Consider the following 17,021-nt stretch of genomic DNA (forward strand, 5'->3'; position numbering starts at 1 on the left):
CGGAAAGACGGTCAGAACCGCTGCGAAATACCGGTCAGAATGGTCCGGCGCAGGCCATATTGGGGCGCACCCACGCCGATACCGGAACCGCTGCGCAGTTCGTAGCGCCGGTCGAACAGGTTGGTGACGTCCAGACGCAGTTCCGTGCCCTTCAGATAACGGGTGTGGAACAGATTGTTGAAAGTCTGGACGACCGCGAGATTGAACGTGACATATTGCGGTACGGAGCCACCATTTGGAACGGCGGCATCCTCGCGCAGACCGCTGCCATACACCATGGTCGTGGAGAGGCGCAGCGGATGGCCGGTGTGGCGAAACGCCGTGTAGCTGCCGCCGGCGGAGGCCGTCCAGCGCTGGTCATGATCGAGATGGATCCAGTTCCGACTGATATAGGCCAGATCAGTCGGATCGAAATTCCACTGAGCAGACACGATGTCCTTACCCATGGCGCGGGACCACGAGAAATTGCCATAGATGCTGAACGGACCATAAGAATAGTCCGTCGTGAACTCGTAACCATGCACCTTTCCGCGGCGATAATTGAAGGCCGACAGAATGACGGGTGAACCGAACTGGCCTTCGTCGATCATGTTTTTGGCCAGCTTCAGGTAAGCGTCGAAGGACGCATGCCAGTGCGGCAGAATTTCCTGTGAGAACCCTGCATCGAAATAGTGGTCCCGTTCCGACTTGACCATCGAGTCCTGAAGCGTTGCCGGTGCGGCGGACGTGTTGGCGAACTTTCCAAGCTGCGTGCCGCCGACAAGCTCGAACGGCGGCGGTGTGAAGTAGCGGGAATAGCCGATATGGAATGTACCGCCCTTCCACGGCGTCCAGACGATGTTCAGACGTGGGCTGACCTGTTTCGAATGGGTGTATTCATCCACGCCATCGAACCGCAGGCCGTAATTGATCGTCAGGTTTTTCAGCAGCTGCCATTCGTCCTGAGCGTAAAGACCATACACCCAGCCTGTCCGTCCGGTCCCGTCATGGATGGACTGGGTGAGGCCGCTATAGGAGGGGTTGCGGTCTTCATCCGTGCCGGTCTGGCTGTAGACGGTCGAATCCGTCTTGGAGACCGTGCGTTCCACATAGGCCTGATAACCGAAACGCAGTGTGTGACGGGGTGCGACCCGCCATGTCAGATCGGACTGCGAGCCGGACGAGAACACCGATCGCTGCGCATGCTGGGAAATGCCGTTATAGACCAGATCCCCGAGCGGATCAGGCGAATAGCCGAGCGAGCTGTAACGCACGATAGCCGATGATTGCAGGCTGATATTTCCGATTTCCTTCTGGAGTGACAGGATTCCGAAATCGGTGATCTCTTTTTGCTCTTCATTGAGGGCGGCGCTGTCGACGCTGCCGTAAAGCTGGTGTGACAAGGCGCTGTTCAGGAAGAACGGATTGGCAAACTGCCTCTGTTGTCCGGGGTTGTTCGGAAGCTGATACTGAGCGTTGGACACGCCTGCGGTGAAGCTGATCCGGGTGTTGTCGTCAGCCGTATAGCGCAGATGGCCGAGCACATGGTACTGGTTGCTCAGATCGTGCAGGGCCGTGAAACTCGGTGTCGGGTTCTCGATCCCGACGCGGTTGTGCACGAAATCGGCGGTGGCGAAATAGTCCCATTTTCCGTTATGTCCGCCATATTGCAGCGACGGCAGGAAATAATCGCGCGCACCGCCATAGACGGAGGCATTGCCGCCTGCGTCTGATGTACCGTTTTTCGTCGTGATGTCGATGACGCCAGCCTGCAGAAGCCCATATTCACTGGGCAGTGCGCCGGTGGTCATGGACAGGGAATGGGCGAACCGGGTCATCAGTGCCTGACCGAACACGCTCAGCCCTTCCGGCAGCATCACACCATCCAGTCGGAACTGCACTTCATTGTGGTCGCCGCGAATATGGAGCTGTCCATAGCTGTCCTGTGCCACGCCGGGGGCCTGAAGCAAAACGCTGTTCAGGGGGGCATTCTCGCCGCCCGGAATCTTTTCGATATCCTTGCGGGAGAAGCGATAGACGGTCGCGCCGGTGGACGGCTGGAGACTGCTCCGCTGGCGATCGAGATGCGCCGTGACGATGATGTGTTCGTCCGTCGTGCTCACTACGCTGCGGGCAGGTTTTTTCGTGATTGTTGAAGCCGCCGGTTTCTTCGCTTCTGTGTCCGTGCTCGAGGGGATCGTCTGCGCATGCACAGGCGCGATCAGCTCCCGGCAGGCAATGAGTGAGCTGAAAAGGAAGAAAGGGGCGCGGTGACGGACGATGCGTCTCATGGAACATCCGATAGTGTCAGGGTCTTTCGCCTCCTTACATTGTAATGTTATAACATAACAATCCTAAAAATAATGGAGAGCGAAAGGAAAGCGCCACGGGGCGCCCCACTACCGGCGCCTCAAACAAAAACGCTGCCCCCGAAGATCGGGGACAGCGTTTCGCCGGTTTCTCAGAACGAAGGGTCGTTCAGATATTGTCGAGGATGCGCGGGCTCTGGCCGATATGAGGACGGAAAGTGCCTCGGCGGAGAGCGGTCTCGATATTTTCGAGAGAAGCCCCGGCCGTTTCCGGCACCAGAAACCAGACGAAGATGACACTCGCGAGATTGATGGCTGCGTAAAACCACATGGTGCCGCCCAGCGTCAGGAACTGCACCAGTTGCAGTGTGGTGGCGGTCACTACGAGATTACTGCCCCACAGAACAGCGGCATGTGCGCTGGTGGCGGCTCCCCGCATCGGCAGGGGGAACATTTCCGCGCCGGTCAGCCAGCCCACCACCTGAATGCCACCGGAGTTGAACAGCATGAACAGGAGCAGGAAGGCGAGCACGGCGTAGCTGCCGACACTGCCCGCCGTCGGGTGCAGTGCGAAGCAGATGCCAAGGCCGATCAGACTCACGACAGCGCCCGGTCCCATGATCAGCATGAGGCGACGACGGCCTATGCGATCAACGAACAGACAGCCCAGCAGGGTCATGATGCAATAGACGATCGCCACACCAAGACTTGCCCACAGGGACCACTCCGGTCCGAAACCGGCGTCGGTCAGAAACGTGGGGGTATAGTAGATCATCATTTCGAGGCCACCGGCCTGCGTGAAAAACGCCACGCCCAGCGCTGCGATCACGGCAGGGCGTACCCATGGGAGGGTAAGGCCTTTCCAGCCTTTTTCCTTCGTGTCGATCCTCTGCATGTTCGAGTGGATTTCACGAACTTCCCTGCGAATGACCTCCCGCGATGAGCGGATGCGCCCAAGCTGTTCCGCAGCCTCGCCGAGCCCTTCGTTGCGGGCGGTCCAGCGTGGGCTTTTGGGCAGAAAGAACATTGTGATGCACACGAACGCCGCTGGCAGCGCCGCAGCGGCGACCATCGGACGCCAGCCCCACTGGTCGCGCATCAGCAATCCGGCAATGTTGGCAAGCAGGATGCCTACGCCGATGGCGACATTGAACATCGTCACCAGGTTGCCGCGTCTGTGATGTGGGGCCAGTTCGGAGATGTAGGTGGGCACAACCTGCGTTGATCCGCCAACTGCGAGGCCGAGGAAGAACCGCGCGGAGATCAGCGCGGTGACGTCAGGGGCGAACGCACAGGCCAGAGAGCCGATCACGAAGACCATTGTCACGAAAATGACGGTTGCCCGGCGACCGAACTTTTCCGACGACCAGCCGAAACCGATGGCACCTACGGCTGCACCGGCCAGAATCGCGGAAGCGACCCATTCCTGCTGTGTGATGGAAAGATGAAAGTCCCGTGTGATGAGCAGCAGTGCACCGGAGATGATGCCTGTATCGTATCCATAGAGGCCACCGCAGATGGCGGCCACGATGGTTGCGATCCAGAGGGTTCTGTCTGCATTCGGGGAGATGTCGACTGAGTTTACAGCTGAAGGCAGACTGGCTGCTGGGCTGTTTGGGGTGGTCAAGGTTTGTATTCCTCCATGTTGTGGCAGGGGTGGTGAGAGGCCCATCTTGTAAAATCAGGAAAAGGCGTCCGGCGTTTCCGGAATGCCAGCGCTGCTCCTGATTTGCATGCCCGAACGCATGTGAGCGTGTTTAGTTCAAAAATCCGCTGTACTCAGCGCAAAGGGACTGTTTGTTTCACTCTTCTTTATTGCGTCCGACGGGGAAACCGTATCATACAATGACGTTTTTGTGAATAATAAGTTGAGTAACAATATGGTATTTCAAAAGTTTCCTTTTATTTTTTGTATCTTTTCGAATTTGTTTCTAATTTTATTGTGACGTAAGGAATCGTTATTGAATCCAAAACAGTTTTTATGATGAGGATACTTCAGCGCACCGATGATCCATCATGGGGCGAACTGTTGCAGATATGAAAAACGGCCCGGGCTGAAAAGCCTCGGGCCGTGAAAATGCAGCGGACAGTGCGTAAAGTTAAGGTGATTACCAGCCCGAGTAGCCGCCATACCCGCCATAAGCCGGGGCTGGTGCGCCATAAGGCATGGGCGCCACATAAACCTGCGGCGGCGGGGGAGCAGCATACACCATCTGCGGGGGCGGCGGAGGAGGCGGGCTTGCCATCACCATGCCAGCTACTGCGCCGACGGCCAGACCGCCCAGCACGCCACCGACGACGGCACCATTTCCCCATCCACGCGGATGATGCCAGCGCGGACCCGGTCCGCCAAAACCGCCGCCATAATAGCCTCCGCGATGCGGACCGCCGCCCCATGGTTGCGCATGAGCGACCGAAGGAAGCGCGGCGCTACCCGCGACGAGGCCCATAAGGGCAGGAATGGCGATGAGTGAGCGAAGTGTCTTGTTCATATCATTTATCCCGGACCTGTGGCGCAGAAGCGCGTGCTGTGTCCTGATCCAGAATCAATGAAGCACCTGTTTCGTGGCGAATTATGGGCATTTTCATTGCCGTTTGGGAAAGGCGGAATGAAAAACCCGTAATGCGGCTTACAGTTCGGCGGCTGCTTTTTCGACGAGAGCGACATGCTCGGCGGGTTTGACCTTTAGCCAGATCGCCTTGATCCGTCCGTCGGCTCCCACAAGGAAGGAACTGCGCTCCATACCGAAATAGGTCCGGCCATACATGGATTTCTCGACCCATGTTCCATAGCTGTCAGCCAGCATATGTTCCGGATCGCTGGCGAGCGGAAACTCCAGCCCGTATTTGTCGGCGAATTTGTCGATCATGGGCACAGGATCGGGACTGACGCCGATGACAGTGAGATGCAGCTTGCCGAGGGCGGGCAGTGCTTCCTGAATGCCGCAGGCCTGCGTCGTGCAGCCGGGCGTATCCGCTTTCGGATAGAAATAGAGCAGGTAAGGCTTACCTGTGAGAGCCGCGCTGGAGACCGTTCGGCCTCGGCTGGCTTCGAGGGAGAAATCCGGGGCCTGATCGCCCACCTTGATGGGAGTGTTACTCATATCCACAACCTGCCTCAGCCGCCCCCCTGCCCGCAACCGGTTTGTGCATGACCGCTTGGGCAGGGCGGTACGGACTTACGTCTCTACCGGTCCGATCAGGCGGATAAAAAGAACCCGCACGGTGGCCGCCAGCGTTTCGATCTCCTCGCGGAGGGCTGAAACGCCGGGCACGTCCATACTGCGACAGAGCACGTCGAGCGTGGCTGCAGGGAGCTGCTGGGCCGGATCTTCAGGGGGTTTCGGACCGCACAGCAGTCGCAGCAGGCTTTGCAGACTGCGCCACCGCTCGTCCGCGTCGATCAGCAGGCGTGCATCCGCAGGCGAGAGGAGGCGGGCTCTGGCGAGCAGTTCAAAGGCGCGTGAGGTGACAGGTGAACGCGCTTTCGCCGTCCCTGCGATGAGTTGAAGCGTCTGGGCGATGAACTCCACTTCCATCAGGCCGCCCGCCCGTCGCTTGACATCCCAGGGGCTGGACGGGGGCAGGTCACGGGCGAGCCGGGCGCGCATGGCGGCGGCATCGGCGCGGATGGTGTCAGGGTCGCGCCTCGGACCGGAACCGAGTGCTGCATCCAGATCGGCAAGCAGGACTTTCTTCAGCCGGGACCGGACGCCGCTTTCTCCCACCTGCGTCACAATCCGGGCGCGGGTAAGCGCCATGCGCTCCCACGTCCACGATTCCTCCGCCTGATACCGGCGGAATGCCGAAAGGGAGACCGCCACCGGACCGGCCGCGCCGGAAGGCCGCAGGCGCATGTCCACCGGATAGAGTGGGCCCTCCGAATCCGGAGCGGTCAGGGCGGCGATGAAGCTGTGAGCAAGGCGGAGGTAATACTGGGAGACCGGCAAGGGCCTGCCCGTTCCCATCGCGAGCGGAGTGCTTTCGGTCACGTCCTCGGGATGGTCGAAGATCATCATCAGATCGAGGTCGGACCCGGCCATCATCTCACGTGAACCGGCCTTGCCGAGCGCCATGACGGCGATGCCGCCGCCTTCCACCTGTCCATGACGTGTGCGGTGCGCCCGGAACACATTCTCCAGCAACGCCCCCATCACGGCGTCCGCGACGGCCGTGCGGTCCCCGGCGGCGGTGTCTTCATCCAGCCGCCCCTCAAGACGGGCGACCGACAGCCGGAACTCCTCGGCGCGCACGACCGGCCGCAGGCGTGTCACCAGCATTTCGAGATCGGGTTTTTCAGCAGCCAGAAGCCGTACCTGCTCGGGTGCGAGACTGGTCGCGGGGGGAAGATTCTCTTCTTCCTGAAGTTCGAGCAATCCTTCCAGGGCCGAAGGCGTGTCGGCCAGATGATTGGCCAGAAACGGAGAGGCGTCGAAAATCGCCGCGATGCGATCGATGAGCGCCAGATTACGCTCAAGAAGCGACAGCAGTTGCACGCCCGCCCGCTGGCGCGACAGCAGCGTGTCGAAATGGCGCAGGCAGGCCAGCGGATCGCGGCGCGCAATGAAGCTTGCCAGCAGGTCAGGCATCAGGCGGCGCAGCAGGGCATGAGCCCGCTCCGAACGGAGCGCTCTCCGGCTGTTGCCCGACCAGTGGCTGAGGATGGTCGCCGCGGCATCGCAATCGGACTGAGGGAACCCAAGGCCACCCAGACGGGCAGGCAGTTCATCGATTTCCAGATCGAGCAGCGCTTCCTCGGGCCGGATCTGGCGCGTTGGGGTGCTGAAATGTTTCTCGAAGATACGTCGGGCCGCCCGCATCTGGGGCAGCAGGTCGAGCGCGAAGTCTCCCCCGCTCGCATATCCGAGGAAGGTGGCGAGTTCGCTGAATCGTTCTTCCGTTTCGGGCAGCCGGTGCGTCTGCCGGTCGTCGCGCATCTGCACGCGGTGTTCCACTTCCCGCAGCAGACGATAGGCGCGCGCCAGCATCTCTGCTTCCTCGCGGGGCATGTGCCCGGAGCGTGTCAGGATGCGCAGCGCCCCCAGCGTGGTGGGGTCACGCAGGCTGGGGGTACGGCCGCCCCAGACGAGCTGCATGGCCTGCGCCACGAATTCGATCTCCCGGATGCCACCTTCACCGAGCTTGACGTTATGGCCGAGCAGCCAGTGTGCGCCCGCCTCCGGATCGGTGAGGCTGCTGTCCGCCATTCTGGCGAGTCCGCTGCGGCCGGGTTTGCGATGCTGGTCGATCTTCGCCTTCATCACATGGATGTCATCAATGAGCGCGAAATCGAGGTGTCGCCGCCAGACGAAGGGATGAATGGCCTTCAGGAACGAGCGGCCCAGCCGGATATTCCCCGCCACTGGCCGCGCCTTGGTCATGGCCGCACGTTCCCACGTCTGGCCGAGACTCTCGTAATAGGCGATGGCGGCGGGGAGTGACACGGCCAGCGGCGTCGCGGCGGGATCGGGGCGCAGGCGCAGGTCCGTACGGAAAACGTAGCCATTCGCGTCACGCGCTTCCATGAGGCGGACAAGGTCGCTAGTCATGCGGATGAAAATCTGCCGAGCCGAATCAGGGTCGGCGTGGAGGCTGGCGTCGAACAGCACCACAAGGTCGATGTCCGAGGAGAAATTCAGTTCCCGCGCCCCGAGTTTCCCCATCGCCAGCACGACATAGCCACTTCCGCGTGTGGGGCGCCCCGGATCTTTCAGTGAAAGACGGCCGCCGTCATACGCGGACCGCAGCAGATGTCTGACGGCGGCGTCCAGCGTGCTTTCCGCCAGGCGGGACAATGTCTGCGTGACGGTTTCCAGCGGCCAGCAGCCCCCGATATCGGCCAGTGCGCAGGTGAGGGCGATGCGGTTCTTGGCGCGACGCATGGCGGCGGCCAGCGTGTCGCGCGGCCCATCCGGCGGCAGGTCGTCGATCTCGGAAAGCGTGGTCTCGGCGAAGGAATCCGGCCCGTTCGCCAGCAACTCGGCGAAATCCGGCGGACTCCGGAGAACGAGGTCGGCCAGATAGGGGCTGTTGCCGCCGATGCAGTCCAGCAGCGCCGTCACACCGGGCGCCTCCCGCATCGCCGCCAGCAGTGCCGGAGCCAGTCCGTTCTCCTCCCACCGCGCGGCGAAATCCTCACGGAACCGCCCAAGGGCTTCGTCATCAGCGGGGGGCGGCCATGCGATATCCGGCCATCTGAGGGCGCGCCTGCGGCCCCGCCAGCCTGCGGGCGCACTTCTGGAGGCCTCGGAAGCAGCAACTTCGGACGGCATGCCATCGTTTGGACGCATTACCTCTTTTTTTGGGAGCATGCGGTCCTGCCGGGAGCGGGATGGGGAAGAAGAGGTGCGGCGCGACATGGGCTTTACGGAATGATCGGGCGGACAGGGTGGCGGTGATGGACGGGTCCGGTCAAGATGCAGCACGGCCCACGACGGGAGAAACGGGGACGGGCGACGGTGGTCACGGGCCGCGAAAGCCTGTGGGCGGACGACGCTTCGTGAAGATGGCTGCACTGGCGGCGACCGCGCTCGTCGGCGTGCCACTTGTCGCGGGCGGTGGGTTGCTGCTGGCCATGATGGTCGGCCCGGTCAATGTTTCCCCCCTTCTGCGCTTTGCCCTGCCGGTAACGATTGTCGGTGGGGCGAAAGGCCAGCCCCCACGCGGACGGCTGGATGTCGGGCAGGCCTTCCTGCGCTGGACAGGCCTGCGTGACGGCCTCGGTTCGCCGGTGCTGCTCGAACTCCACGACGTGACCATTCTCGATTCGAACGGAAAAGTGGCGGATCGCATCGCGTCCGGAGCCATTGCGCTGGATGCGTTCCCTTTGCTGCGTGGTCGTATCGCCGTCACGGATTTGCAGGTGAAAGATGCAACGGTGGCTCTGCGCCGGGATGCGCAGGGGGACGTCGATCTCGATCTCCCCGGTGAGCCATCCGGCAGGAATAGCGGTTTTCCGGATATCGACGTAAGGCGTCTGCGGCGTCTGACTCTCGCGCAGACCCATGTGACGCTTACCGATGACGGCGACCATCGTGTATGGACCGTCGATCCGCTGAACGCCGATCTGCAACCCGTCACCGTGAAGCACCGGCATGGTTTGACGGGCTCCCTGACGGTGGGTGCGAAAGGGGAGAGCGCAGCCGGGTCTTTCGGGGCACATCTTGCCGCCCATGGCGCGCTGGGACCGGACGGATTGCTGCGCTGGCATGTCGGTCTCGACCCGGTGACGCCTGCGGCGCTGTCCAGTCTGGTTCCGGCCCTGGCAGCGATTCGGACCCCCGTAGGACTGGTGGCGGATGTCACGCTCAACGCCACCGGACGCGCCTGGTACATGACGCCGCAGGATGCCCTGATGAAGGTGAGTGCGGGAACGGGCGAGATCGATGCTGCCGGTTCCACGCTTTATCCCGCAGAGGCAGGCACGACACTGCACATGACGTTCGGCACGCAGACGCGAACGGGCTGGCCCGCGCATCTGGATGTGCAGGATCTCGGCGTGCAGTTAAGGCGACCTCCCGCTGCTCTTCTCGTATCGGCCCCATCCGCGCCTTCGGGCGTGAAGGCGATTGCTGGCAAGAAGGAAACCGGCACCGAAGCGGCAATGCCTCCGCGTCTTACGGGATCTGGCGCATTCGACTGGGCCAGCGTGCAGAAGCCGGCAATCATGACAGGCAGTGTCAGTCTGGCGTTCACAGAGCTTCCGTTCACGGAGTTCGGCCAGTACTGGCCGGCAAAGGCGGCCAAGGGTGCGCGTAAATGGATCACGCGCAACATCACGGACGGCACGGCGAAGAACGGTCAGGTCACCCTGAAGATCGGACCGGATAAAACCGGTACAGCCCCCGATATCGTTGGTATTTCAGGCGGCATCGATGCCGAGGGGGTGGAGCTTCACTGGCTTCGTCCAATCGCCCCGATCCACGGACTGGACGCCCATCTTGATTTCACCAGTCTCAGCACCTTCAACATCACTTTCGAGCATGGCTGGCAGCCGACCACCCGCGTGATCCGTAGCGGCAAGATACGCAGCAGTGGACGTCTGATGGTGCAGCCCGGCGGCATGGTCATCACCGACCTCGACAAGAAGGACCAGATGGGCACCGTCACGGTCGGACTGGCTGGTGATCTGCGGGACCATATCGCCCTGCTTGCCGAGCCTCGCCTCCATGTGCTGTCCCGCCATCCGTTGCCCTTCACGCAGCCACAGGGTTACTCCACTGTCCACTTCACACTCAGTCTGCCGCTGATTTCCAAGGTGACGACGGACGACATGGTGCTGGATGGCCATGCCCACGTAACCCGGGTGCATCTGGGCAACGTGGCGATGGGCAGGAGCGTCGATGGCGGCACCGTCGATATGGACGTCACGATGCATGGCATGAAGCTGACCGGGAAGGGGCTGTTCAGCCATATCCCCGCCGATGTGCAGGGCGATATCCTGTTCGACAAGGCGGAAAAAGGACAGGTTCTCGAGCATGTGGTCACGAACCTGCATTTGACGCCGGAAAATGTTGTCGCGGCGGGTGTTCCGGTCGGTCCGTATGTTGCGGGACGGAGTGAACTGAAAGTCGATTACTCCGCCATCAGCGACGCCAATGACCAGTTGGTGCTGGATCTCGATCTGGCGAAGACGACAGTTCATATTCCGCTGTGGAGCAAGGCGGAGGGCAATCCTGCGACGGTTCATGCTGACCTACGGCTCAATGGCGGCAAAATTGTTTCCGCCACGGGAATCCGGGCTGCCGGTCCGGATCTCAATGTGAACGGGGAAGCGCGTTTCCCCGCAGGTCAGCCGCCTCAGCTGGTCATTCCCGCGTTCCGCATCGGGCGCTCGACGGGGGCTGCCACGCTGGTCATCCCGCAAAATACCGCCAAGCCGATCTCGGTGCAGATGCGCGCCCAGACGCTGGATATCAGTCCGCTGGTGGAAGGTTCTTCCAGTCAGCCCGACCCGAAGACGGCCACGACGCTGCATGTGCCGCAGGCGGCGAGCGGACGGGTGAAAGGGCCACCAAGCCGCCCATGGCTGATCGATCTGACGGCTGACCAGCTCTATTACAAGCCTGACCGCGCGCTGGGCGGCGTCCAGGCTTTCATCGATCATAACGGCGTGCGCGTGGACCGCATGCGCCTGTCCATGACATCGCCCACGGCTGCGAAGGCGGAGATCGAGCCGATTGCAGGGGGGCGGCGCGTGACGATCGACGTGCCGGATTTCGGCGCATTGCTGAGTCGGCTCGCCGTGACCGATATGCTGGTCGGCGGCCATGCCCGGTTTGAAGGGCATTTTGACGACACCAAGGAAACCGCTCCTTTCAGCGGCGACCTGAAGCTGTCGCCGTTCGTCATCCAGCATGCGCCCGGCGCCGTGATCGTCGCGCGAAGCCTCTCGATCTATGGCTGGCTGAACGCGAAAGACCCTACCAGCTTCGGCGTCACGCGCTTCGAAATGCCGGTGACGTTCGCCGACGGCGTGATGCATATTCACGACGGGCGCGCCGGGAATGCAGCGCTGGGCGCCACGCTTGAGGGGCCGGTCAATCTCGATAGCGGCACGCTCGCCCTGTCGGGCACCGTGGTGCCGGTTTTTGCGATCAACGAAATTCCCGGGCGGATTCCGGGCCTTGGTAAACTTTTCTCGCCGGAGAAAGGGGGCGGCCTGCTCGCGGTGAAATTCAGGCTGGACGGCAAGATCGACGCCCCTGACTTCTCGATCAGCCCGCTGACGATCTTCCTTCCGGGCGTGCTGCGCAACATGTTCTGAGGGGCTCCTCTTTGCCCCGCGTGGACAGCGTGCCTATATGTCCGACCTGAATGAAGGACATGGCGGGCTGTGCGGTCCGCCCGCAGGAAGAGGAGAGTGGCATGTCAGAGACACAGGGCGCGGCAGCGAAGGATCTGGTGCCGGTGACGGTGCTGACGGGTTTTCTCGGGGCAGGCAAGACTACCCTGCTCAACCACATCCTGACGGCGGAGCACGGTCGGAAATACGCCGTGGTGATCAACGAGTTCGGGGAACTCGGTGTGGATAACGACCTCGTGGTGGATGCCGACGAGGAAGTGTTCGAGATGAATAACGGCTGCATCTGCTGCACCGTGCGCGGCGACCTGATCCGCATCCTTGGCAGCCTGATGAAGCGCCGGACGAAGTTCGACGGTATCATCGTCGAAACCACCGGCCTGGCCGATCCCGCCCCTGTCGCGCAGACCTTCTTCGTGGACGAGGAGGTGCGCGGCAAGACGCGGCTGGATGCGGTTGTGACGGTGGTGGATGCCTACAATGTGCTCGAGACGCTTGAGGAAAGCCCGGAAGCCGTTCACCAGATCGCTTTCGCTGACGTGATCATCCTCAACAAGACCGATCTGGTCGATGAGGCGAAACTGGTCGAAATCGAGACGAAAATCCGCCAGATCAACGCATTTGTCCGGCTTCATAAAGCTGTACGCGGCAATGTTCCGCTGACCGATGTTCTGGATCAGGGCGGGTTCGACCTCCAGCGGGCGCTGGAATACGAGCCTGACTTCCTTGAAAATACCGAGCACTCCCATGAGGAAGGCGTGACAAGCATGTCTTTTTCCGTCGAGGAACCGCTCGACGAGGCCCGCTTCCACGCATGGATCGGGGCGCTGCTACAGGAACAGGGTGGCGATATCCTCCGTTCCAAGGGAATTCTGAATTTTGCTGGCCGGAATGAGCGTTTTGCGTTTCAGGCCGTGCATATGATGGCGGATGGCGATTTCATCGGTCCGTGGAAAGACGGCGAGAAGCCGGAATCCCGGCTGGTGTTCATCGGTCGTAACCTCAATCGTCCACGCCTGCGTCGTGGTTTTGAAAGCTGCCGGGCCTGACTGGTCTTTTCAGTGAACAGTAAAGGAAAGAAGCTGGCATGAGCGGGACAGACGGGTTTTCCGGCATCGTTGAGAACCGGGGGGTGGAACAGACGATTGACGGGCACATCATCGCCTGCTGCGCTTCACGCGACAATCGGGCCTTTGCTTTCGCAACCGGGGAGGGCGATGTGCTCATCGCACCCCGCGAGACGCTGCGCGACACGGTGACCTGGAAAACGGTGCAGGCGCATGACGGGCCGGTTCTGGCGCTTTCCGCGGATGTGTCGGGGGCCGGTTTCCTGACGGGTGGTGAGGACGGGCGTCTGAATCGCGTGTCGCTGGAAGCCGTCGAGGAACTGGGTAAAGGTCGCCGCTGGATCGAGCATGTCGCCTGCTGGAGCGATGGACGCAAGGGTGTGATCGCGTGCGCGTCCGGTAAGGAAGTGCAGTTGCGTGATGCAGCGGGCACGACGGTGATGCGCACCCTCGAACATCCGTCCACAGTGTCGGGCATCGTATTCGACGCGAAGGGCAAGCGCATTGCCGCGTCGCATTATAATGGCGCTTCGATGTGGTTTGTGCAGTCGAAGGACGGCTCGCCCAAACTGTATGAGTGGAAGGGCAGCCATATCGGCATTGCCATTCATCCCGCCGGTGACGCGCTGATCACCGCGATGCAGGAAAATGAGTTGCATGGCTGGCGTATTGCGGATGGCCACAACATGCGCATGAGCGGCTATCCGACCAAGGTGGCCTCTCTTGCATTCACCAGAAACGGCAAATGGCTTGCCACAAGCGGGGCGGACGGCGTGGTCATGTGGCCGTTTTTCGGAGGGGGTCCGATGGGCAAGCCACCTGCCGAACTTCCTGGGATTCCGGGTGTGCTGTGTACCCGTGTCAGCACGCATCCGCAGCAGGATATCGTGGTGGCTGGCTTTGCCGATGGTCGCATTCTAATGATCGATTATACGACAGAACGGGTTCTGCCAGTCTGCGGGGAAGGGGGCGGCATGGTCACGGCGCTCGCTTTCAGCGCGGACGGTTGTACTCTGGGATATGGCACTGAAGAGGGTCGCATCGGCGTGGTTGATCTGGCTGGTCCCGCCTGATCCATGGGCCGGAAAGGATGGGAAGTCTGGCGCTGAGCGTCAGATTTCCGACCAGAACATTATTTTGCCTGTGAGCATGAACCCACGTTCAGACACTCTGCAAAACACGTGACCGTGGCTTGGCTGGTTTCGAAGCTGTCTGTTTTGTGACTGCTTTTGATCTGCTCGCTGTGCGCGCCGGAGCGTCTGAAGTCTTCTTTCGGACAGCTTTTGTTTTCGGAGCCGGGATGTGAGACGGCGCAACGCCGCTGACCTGTTCGATCAGGTCCTCATACCGGGCAAGATAGTCATCGAGACAGAGCGTGCGTTCAGCCTCCGCGCGGGCTGCTTCCCGAAGCAGCTGAGCCTGCTTGCGATTTTCCAGTAACGTGAGAACCGCATCCGCTATTTTGGCGGGTTCGGTAAATGGCACGAGCAGACCCGTGTGCCCATCCTCGACGAACTCCCGCACCGGATCGGTGTTGCTGCCGACAATGGCGCAGCCCATGGCCATCGCTTCACGCAAGGACCAGGAGGCCACAAACGGGTAGGTCAGATAGACATGCGCGTCCGAGCGTTTCAGGAGCGCACGGAAATTGTCATAGGAAACCTTGCCGACAAAATGGATGCGCTCAAGATCGAGCTGGCCTTCCAGTTCATTGAGCATGTGCTGACGCCAGGTCATATGAGCCAGCCGCGCGCCATAGCTGACGCCGTCGCCACCGACCATCACCACGCGGGCTTGCGGACACTCTTTCAGAATGCGGGGGAGTGAGCGCATGAAGACGTGAAAACCGCGATATGGCTCCAGATCACGTGCGACATATGTGATCAGCCGTTCCTTGGGCGAAATCGTGACACCATTGACCGTCAGGGAGCGGCGGTTCGCCGTCTTGTCCGGGGCGCACAGTTCGAGATTGACCCCTTCCCGCAGCACGGAAATCCTGTCCAGCGCCCAACTGGGATAGGTACTGCGCTGGAAGAGTGTCGGGGTCTGGCCCCAGCCCGGATTGTTCAGCGCCTGCAGATTGATGGCGTTCTTGGCGCGGATACGCGGCAGCATTTCGGGCAGAGTGGGAAATTCGGGGTCGAACCCGACGTCGAATCCGTTGGAATGATAAAAGAATTCGAAATAACCCAGAATGGGAGAGGACGGGAAAATATCCTGAAGATTCAGGAGTTCACCCCATCCGTGGTGCCCGATGATGATATCGGGTGCGAAGCCGAGATTTTTGAGCGTCAGTGCTGCCTGTGCGACGGCATCGGCACGGCTGAGAGCCAGCGCGAATTCCCGCGCTCCCGCGTGCGTGGCTTCAGGCGGCAGCGTGGGGGTGCGGTAAATAACCCGCCTTACGCCAGCAATCGCGTTCTCGTTGCTTTCACTGATGAAAACGACTTCGTGCCTGCCCGCGCGTGCGAGGTGGCGGACGATATGCAGAAATTGTCCGGGGAAATTCTGATGGACAAAGAGAAATTTCAAAGTCGCTATCCGTTGTCGAAATGCTTGAACTCAGATCGGGCGGGTGTCGACCGTTGTTGAGGAGAGGCTGACAGCGGGCGACAGGAATCTACAATGGCAAAGGGCGCCATGAGGAGGGAATGTCCGCCCCTCCTCATGGCTGGCAGGCTGTTCAGCGACGGCCGGTTTTGCGTGCCGGAGCTTTCGGGGCTTTGACCGGCGATTTCGGTGTCTTCGGCAGAGTGGCTTTTTTGGCGGGGGAAGGTGCCGCCTTCTTCGCGATCACCGGCTTCTTGGGACTGGTTTTGACGACAGGGACCGGTTTCGCCGTTCTGGTGGCAGCCCGACGTTTCACGGGTGCCTTTCTGGCGGGAACAATCTCTTCTTCCTCTTCCAGAAGAGCAAGATCGTCTTCCAGAACGTCTTCGATTTCTTCGATTTCCCGAACAGCTGCGGCTCGGGCGGCATCGCGCGGCATGATCGTCAGGCGGAACGCTTCCAGCGGCGCCAGGCTTTCAGCTTCAGCTGTCTCGTCTTCGCTGATCGGGCCGCTTTCGGTGCCATCCGTGAACGTTGCTTCAAGCTCACAGAGATACTCATCCGCCGCTTCACCCTTCAGGCGCACGCGCAGGCCCAGAATGGGGAGCGCCATGCCACGGCTGCCGCAATATTTGCCGCCTTCCGTCCAAGGGGAAAGCCATCCTTTACCCAGAACCGCCTGATATTCGATGTCTTCAGGCGTGATGAGATGGGACGGCGCGATCCCGAAGCCTTCGATCCATGCGCGGCTGCCGGGATTGCCCATCCATTCTCCGAGCATGGTGCCGACGTCGCCGCGACGCTGGATATGAGCGCCAATCTCGAACTTCTGGTCCGGCGCACCTGCCGATGTCGTGCCGGATGATGGTGCGGCTGCTGTCGGCGCGGGCGCTGCGGTCACCTGCGGCGTGGCAGCTGGGGCATAGCCCTGCGTCACGGTGGCGTCGCTCAGACGGACGACCTGAAGTCGAGGCGCGTCATGCTGGCTGTTGGGTTCCTGATAGACCGAAACCAGAACCTGAGCCGGACCCCGGACAACGCGGATCAGAGCGGCGTTGTTCTGACCACCAAGCCAGCCCGTTTCGTCGAAGGTGGAAATCGTGACGGCAGCGTTTGTCACCGGCGGCTGCGTGATCCGCACACCCGGCAGGCCGCGAGGGCTGGGAGGCTCCTGGGAAGGCGTGTGAAAAACGCAGAATAACCCCTGATCAAGTGTCATCAGGTGACCTGACACCTTCAGGTCGATGACACGATTCTGATTTGGGGACTGGCCACTCTGGGACATTAAATTCGTTCCGTCGGTTGTGCTCAATA

10 protein-coding genes are annotated in these 17,021 nt (G+C 61.1%); 3 read left to right on the forward strand and 7 right to left on the reverse strand.

What is annotated here, in order from left to right; all coding sequences use genetic code 11:
- Nucleotides 1-11: 11 nt before the first annotated feature.
- The 5 genes from GOB81_RS07015 to GOB81_RS07035 all read right to left on the reverse strand — a co-directional run bounded on the left by GOB81_RS07015 (nucleotide 12) and on the right by GOB81_RS07035 (nucleotide 8,578).
- Nucleotides 12-2,270, reverse strand: coding sequence for a TonB-dependent receptor (locus GOB81_RS07015; protein ID WP_194299833.1), 2,259 nt, complete (start codon nucleotides 2,268-2,270; stop codon nucleotides 12-14).
- Nucleotides 2,271-2,457: 187 nt separating this feature from the next.
- On the reverse strand, nucleotides 2,458-3,915 hold the full coding sequence (locus GOB81_RS07020) for a sugar porter family MFS transporter (RefSeq protein ID WP_242010111.1): 1,458 nt from the start codon (nucleotides 3,913-3,915) through the stop codon (nucleotides 2,458-2,460).
- Between the two features lie 481 nt (nucleotides 3,916-4,396).
- On the reverse strand, nucleotides 4,397-4,780 hold the full coding sequence (locus tag GOB81_RS07025) for a hypothetical protein (RefSeq protein WP_173569663.1): 384 nt from the start codon (nucleotides 4,778-4,780) through the stop codon (nucleotides 4,397-4,399).
- Between the two features lie 138 nt (nucleotides 4,781-4,918).
- Complete coding sequence (gene bcp / locus GOB81_RS07030; protein WP_173569664.1) at nucleotides 4,919-5,392, reverse strand: thioredoxin-dependent thiol peroxidase; 474 nt, start codon at nucleotides 5,390-5,392, stop codon at nucleotides 4,919-4,921.
- Nucleotides 5,393-5,467: 75 nt separating this feature from the next.
- Nucleotides 5,468-8,578, reverse strand: a complete 3,111-nt coding sequence (locus GOB81_RS07035) for a bifunctional [glutamine synthetase] adenylyltransferase/[glutamine synthetase]-adenylyl-L-tyrosine phosphorylase (RefSeq protein WP_173569665.1) — start codon at nucleotides 8,576-8,578, stop codon at nucleotides 5,468-5,470.
- A 41-nt stretch (nucleotides 8,579-8,619) separates the two neighbouring features.
- Here GOB81_RS07035 and GOB81_RS07040 point away from each other — a divergent pair, with 41 nt between their 5' ends.
- The 3 genes from GOB81_RS07040 to GOB81_RS07050 all read left to right on the forward strand — a co-directional run bounded on the left by GOB81_RS07040 (nucleotide 8,620) and on the right by GOB81_RS07050 (nucleotide 14,230).
- Complete coding sequence (locus GOB81_RS07040) at nucleotides 8,620-12,054, forward strand: AsmA-like C-terminal region-containing protein (RefSeq protein WP_173569666.1); 3,435 nt, start codon at nucleotides 8,620-8,622, stop codon at nucleotides 12,052-12,054.
- Nucleotides 12,055-12,155: 101 nt separating this feature from the next.
- The gene (locus tag GOB81_RS07045) at nucleotides 12,156-13,139 is read left to right on the forward strand and encodes a CobW family GTP-binding protein (protein WP_173569667.1); all 984 of its coding nucleotides are present in this window, start codon (nucleotides 12,156-12,158) and stop codon (nucleotides 13,137-13,139) included.
- 38 nt (nucleotides 13,140-13,177) lie between these two features.
- A complete protein-coding gene (locus tag GOB81_RS07050) occupies nucleotides 13,178-14,230 on the forward strand; it encodes a WD40 repeat domain-containing protein (protein WP_173569668.1) in 1,053 nt (350 codons plus the stop codon).
- Nucleotides 14,231-14,318: 88 nt separating this feature from the next.
- Here the strand turns inward: GOB81_RS07050 and GOB81_RS07055 are convergent, their stop codons facing one another.
- Together GOB81_RS07055 and GOB81_RS07060 are read right to left on the reverse strand one after the other, a co-directional pair.
- Nucleotides 14,319-15,689: a glycosyltransferase family 4 protein gene (locus GOB81_RS07055; RefSeq protein WP_173569669.1), complete on the reverse strand. Its 1,371-nt coding sequence runs from the start codon at nucleotides 15,687-15,689 to the stop codon at nucleotides 14,319-14,321.
- A 151-nt stretch (nucleotides 15,690-15,840) separates the two neighbouring features.
- Nucleotides 15,841-16,992, reverse strand: coding sequence for a hypothetical protein (locus tag GOB81_RS07060; RefSeq protein ID WP_173569670.1), 1,152 nt, complete (start codon nucleotides 16,990-16,992; stop codon nucleotides 15,841-15,843).
- Between the last annotated feature and the right edge of the window lie 29 nt (nucleotides 16,993-17,021).

The organism is Acetobacter conturbans (assembly GCF_011516755.1).
Taxonomy (GTDB): Bacteria; Pseudomonadota; Alphaproteobacteria; order Acetobacterales; family Acetobacteraceae; genus Acetobacter; species Acetobacter conturbans.

Excerpts from the sequence above, each read along its gene's own strand:
- GOB81_RS07045 (WP_173569667.1), top strand. The coding sequence starts at position 12,156 with ATGTCAGAGACACAGGGCGCGGCAGCGAAGGATCTGGTGCCGGTGACG.
- GOB81_RS07035 (WP_173569665.1), bottom strand. The coding sequence starts at position 8,578 with ATGCGTCCAAACGATGGCATGCCGTCCGAAGTTGCTGCTTCCGAGGCC.
- bcp (WP_173569664.1), bottom strand. The coding sequence starts at position 5,392 with ATGAGTAACACTCCCATCAAGGTGGGCGATCAGGCCCCGGATTTCTCC.
- GOB81_RS07015 (WP_194299833.1), bottom strand. The coding sequence starts at position 2,270 with ATGAGACGCATCGTCCGTCACCGCGCCCCTTTCTTCCTTTTCAGCTCA.
- GOB81_RS07025 (WP_173569663.1), bottom strand. The coding sequence starts at position 4,780 with ATGAACAAGACACTTCGCTCACTCATCGCCATTCCTGCCCTTATGGGC.
- GOB81_RS07040 (WP_173569666.1), top strand. The coding sequence starts at position 8,620 with ATGGGGAAGAAGAGGTGCGGCGCGACATGGGCTTTACGGAATGATCGG.
- GOB81_RS07050 (WP_173569668.1), top strand. The coding sequence starts at position 13,178 with ATGAGCGGGACAGACGGGTTTTCCGGCATCGTTGAGAACCGGGGGGTG.
- GOB81_RS07060 (WP_173569670.1), bottom strand. The coding sequence starts at position 16,992 with ATGTCCCAGAGTGGCCAGTCCCCAAATCAGAATCGTGTCATCGACCTG.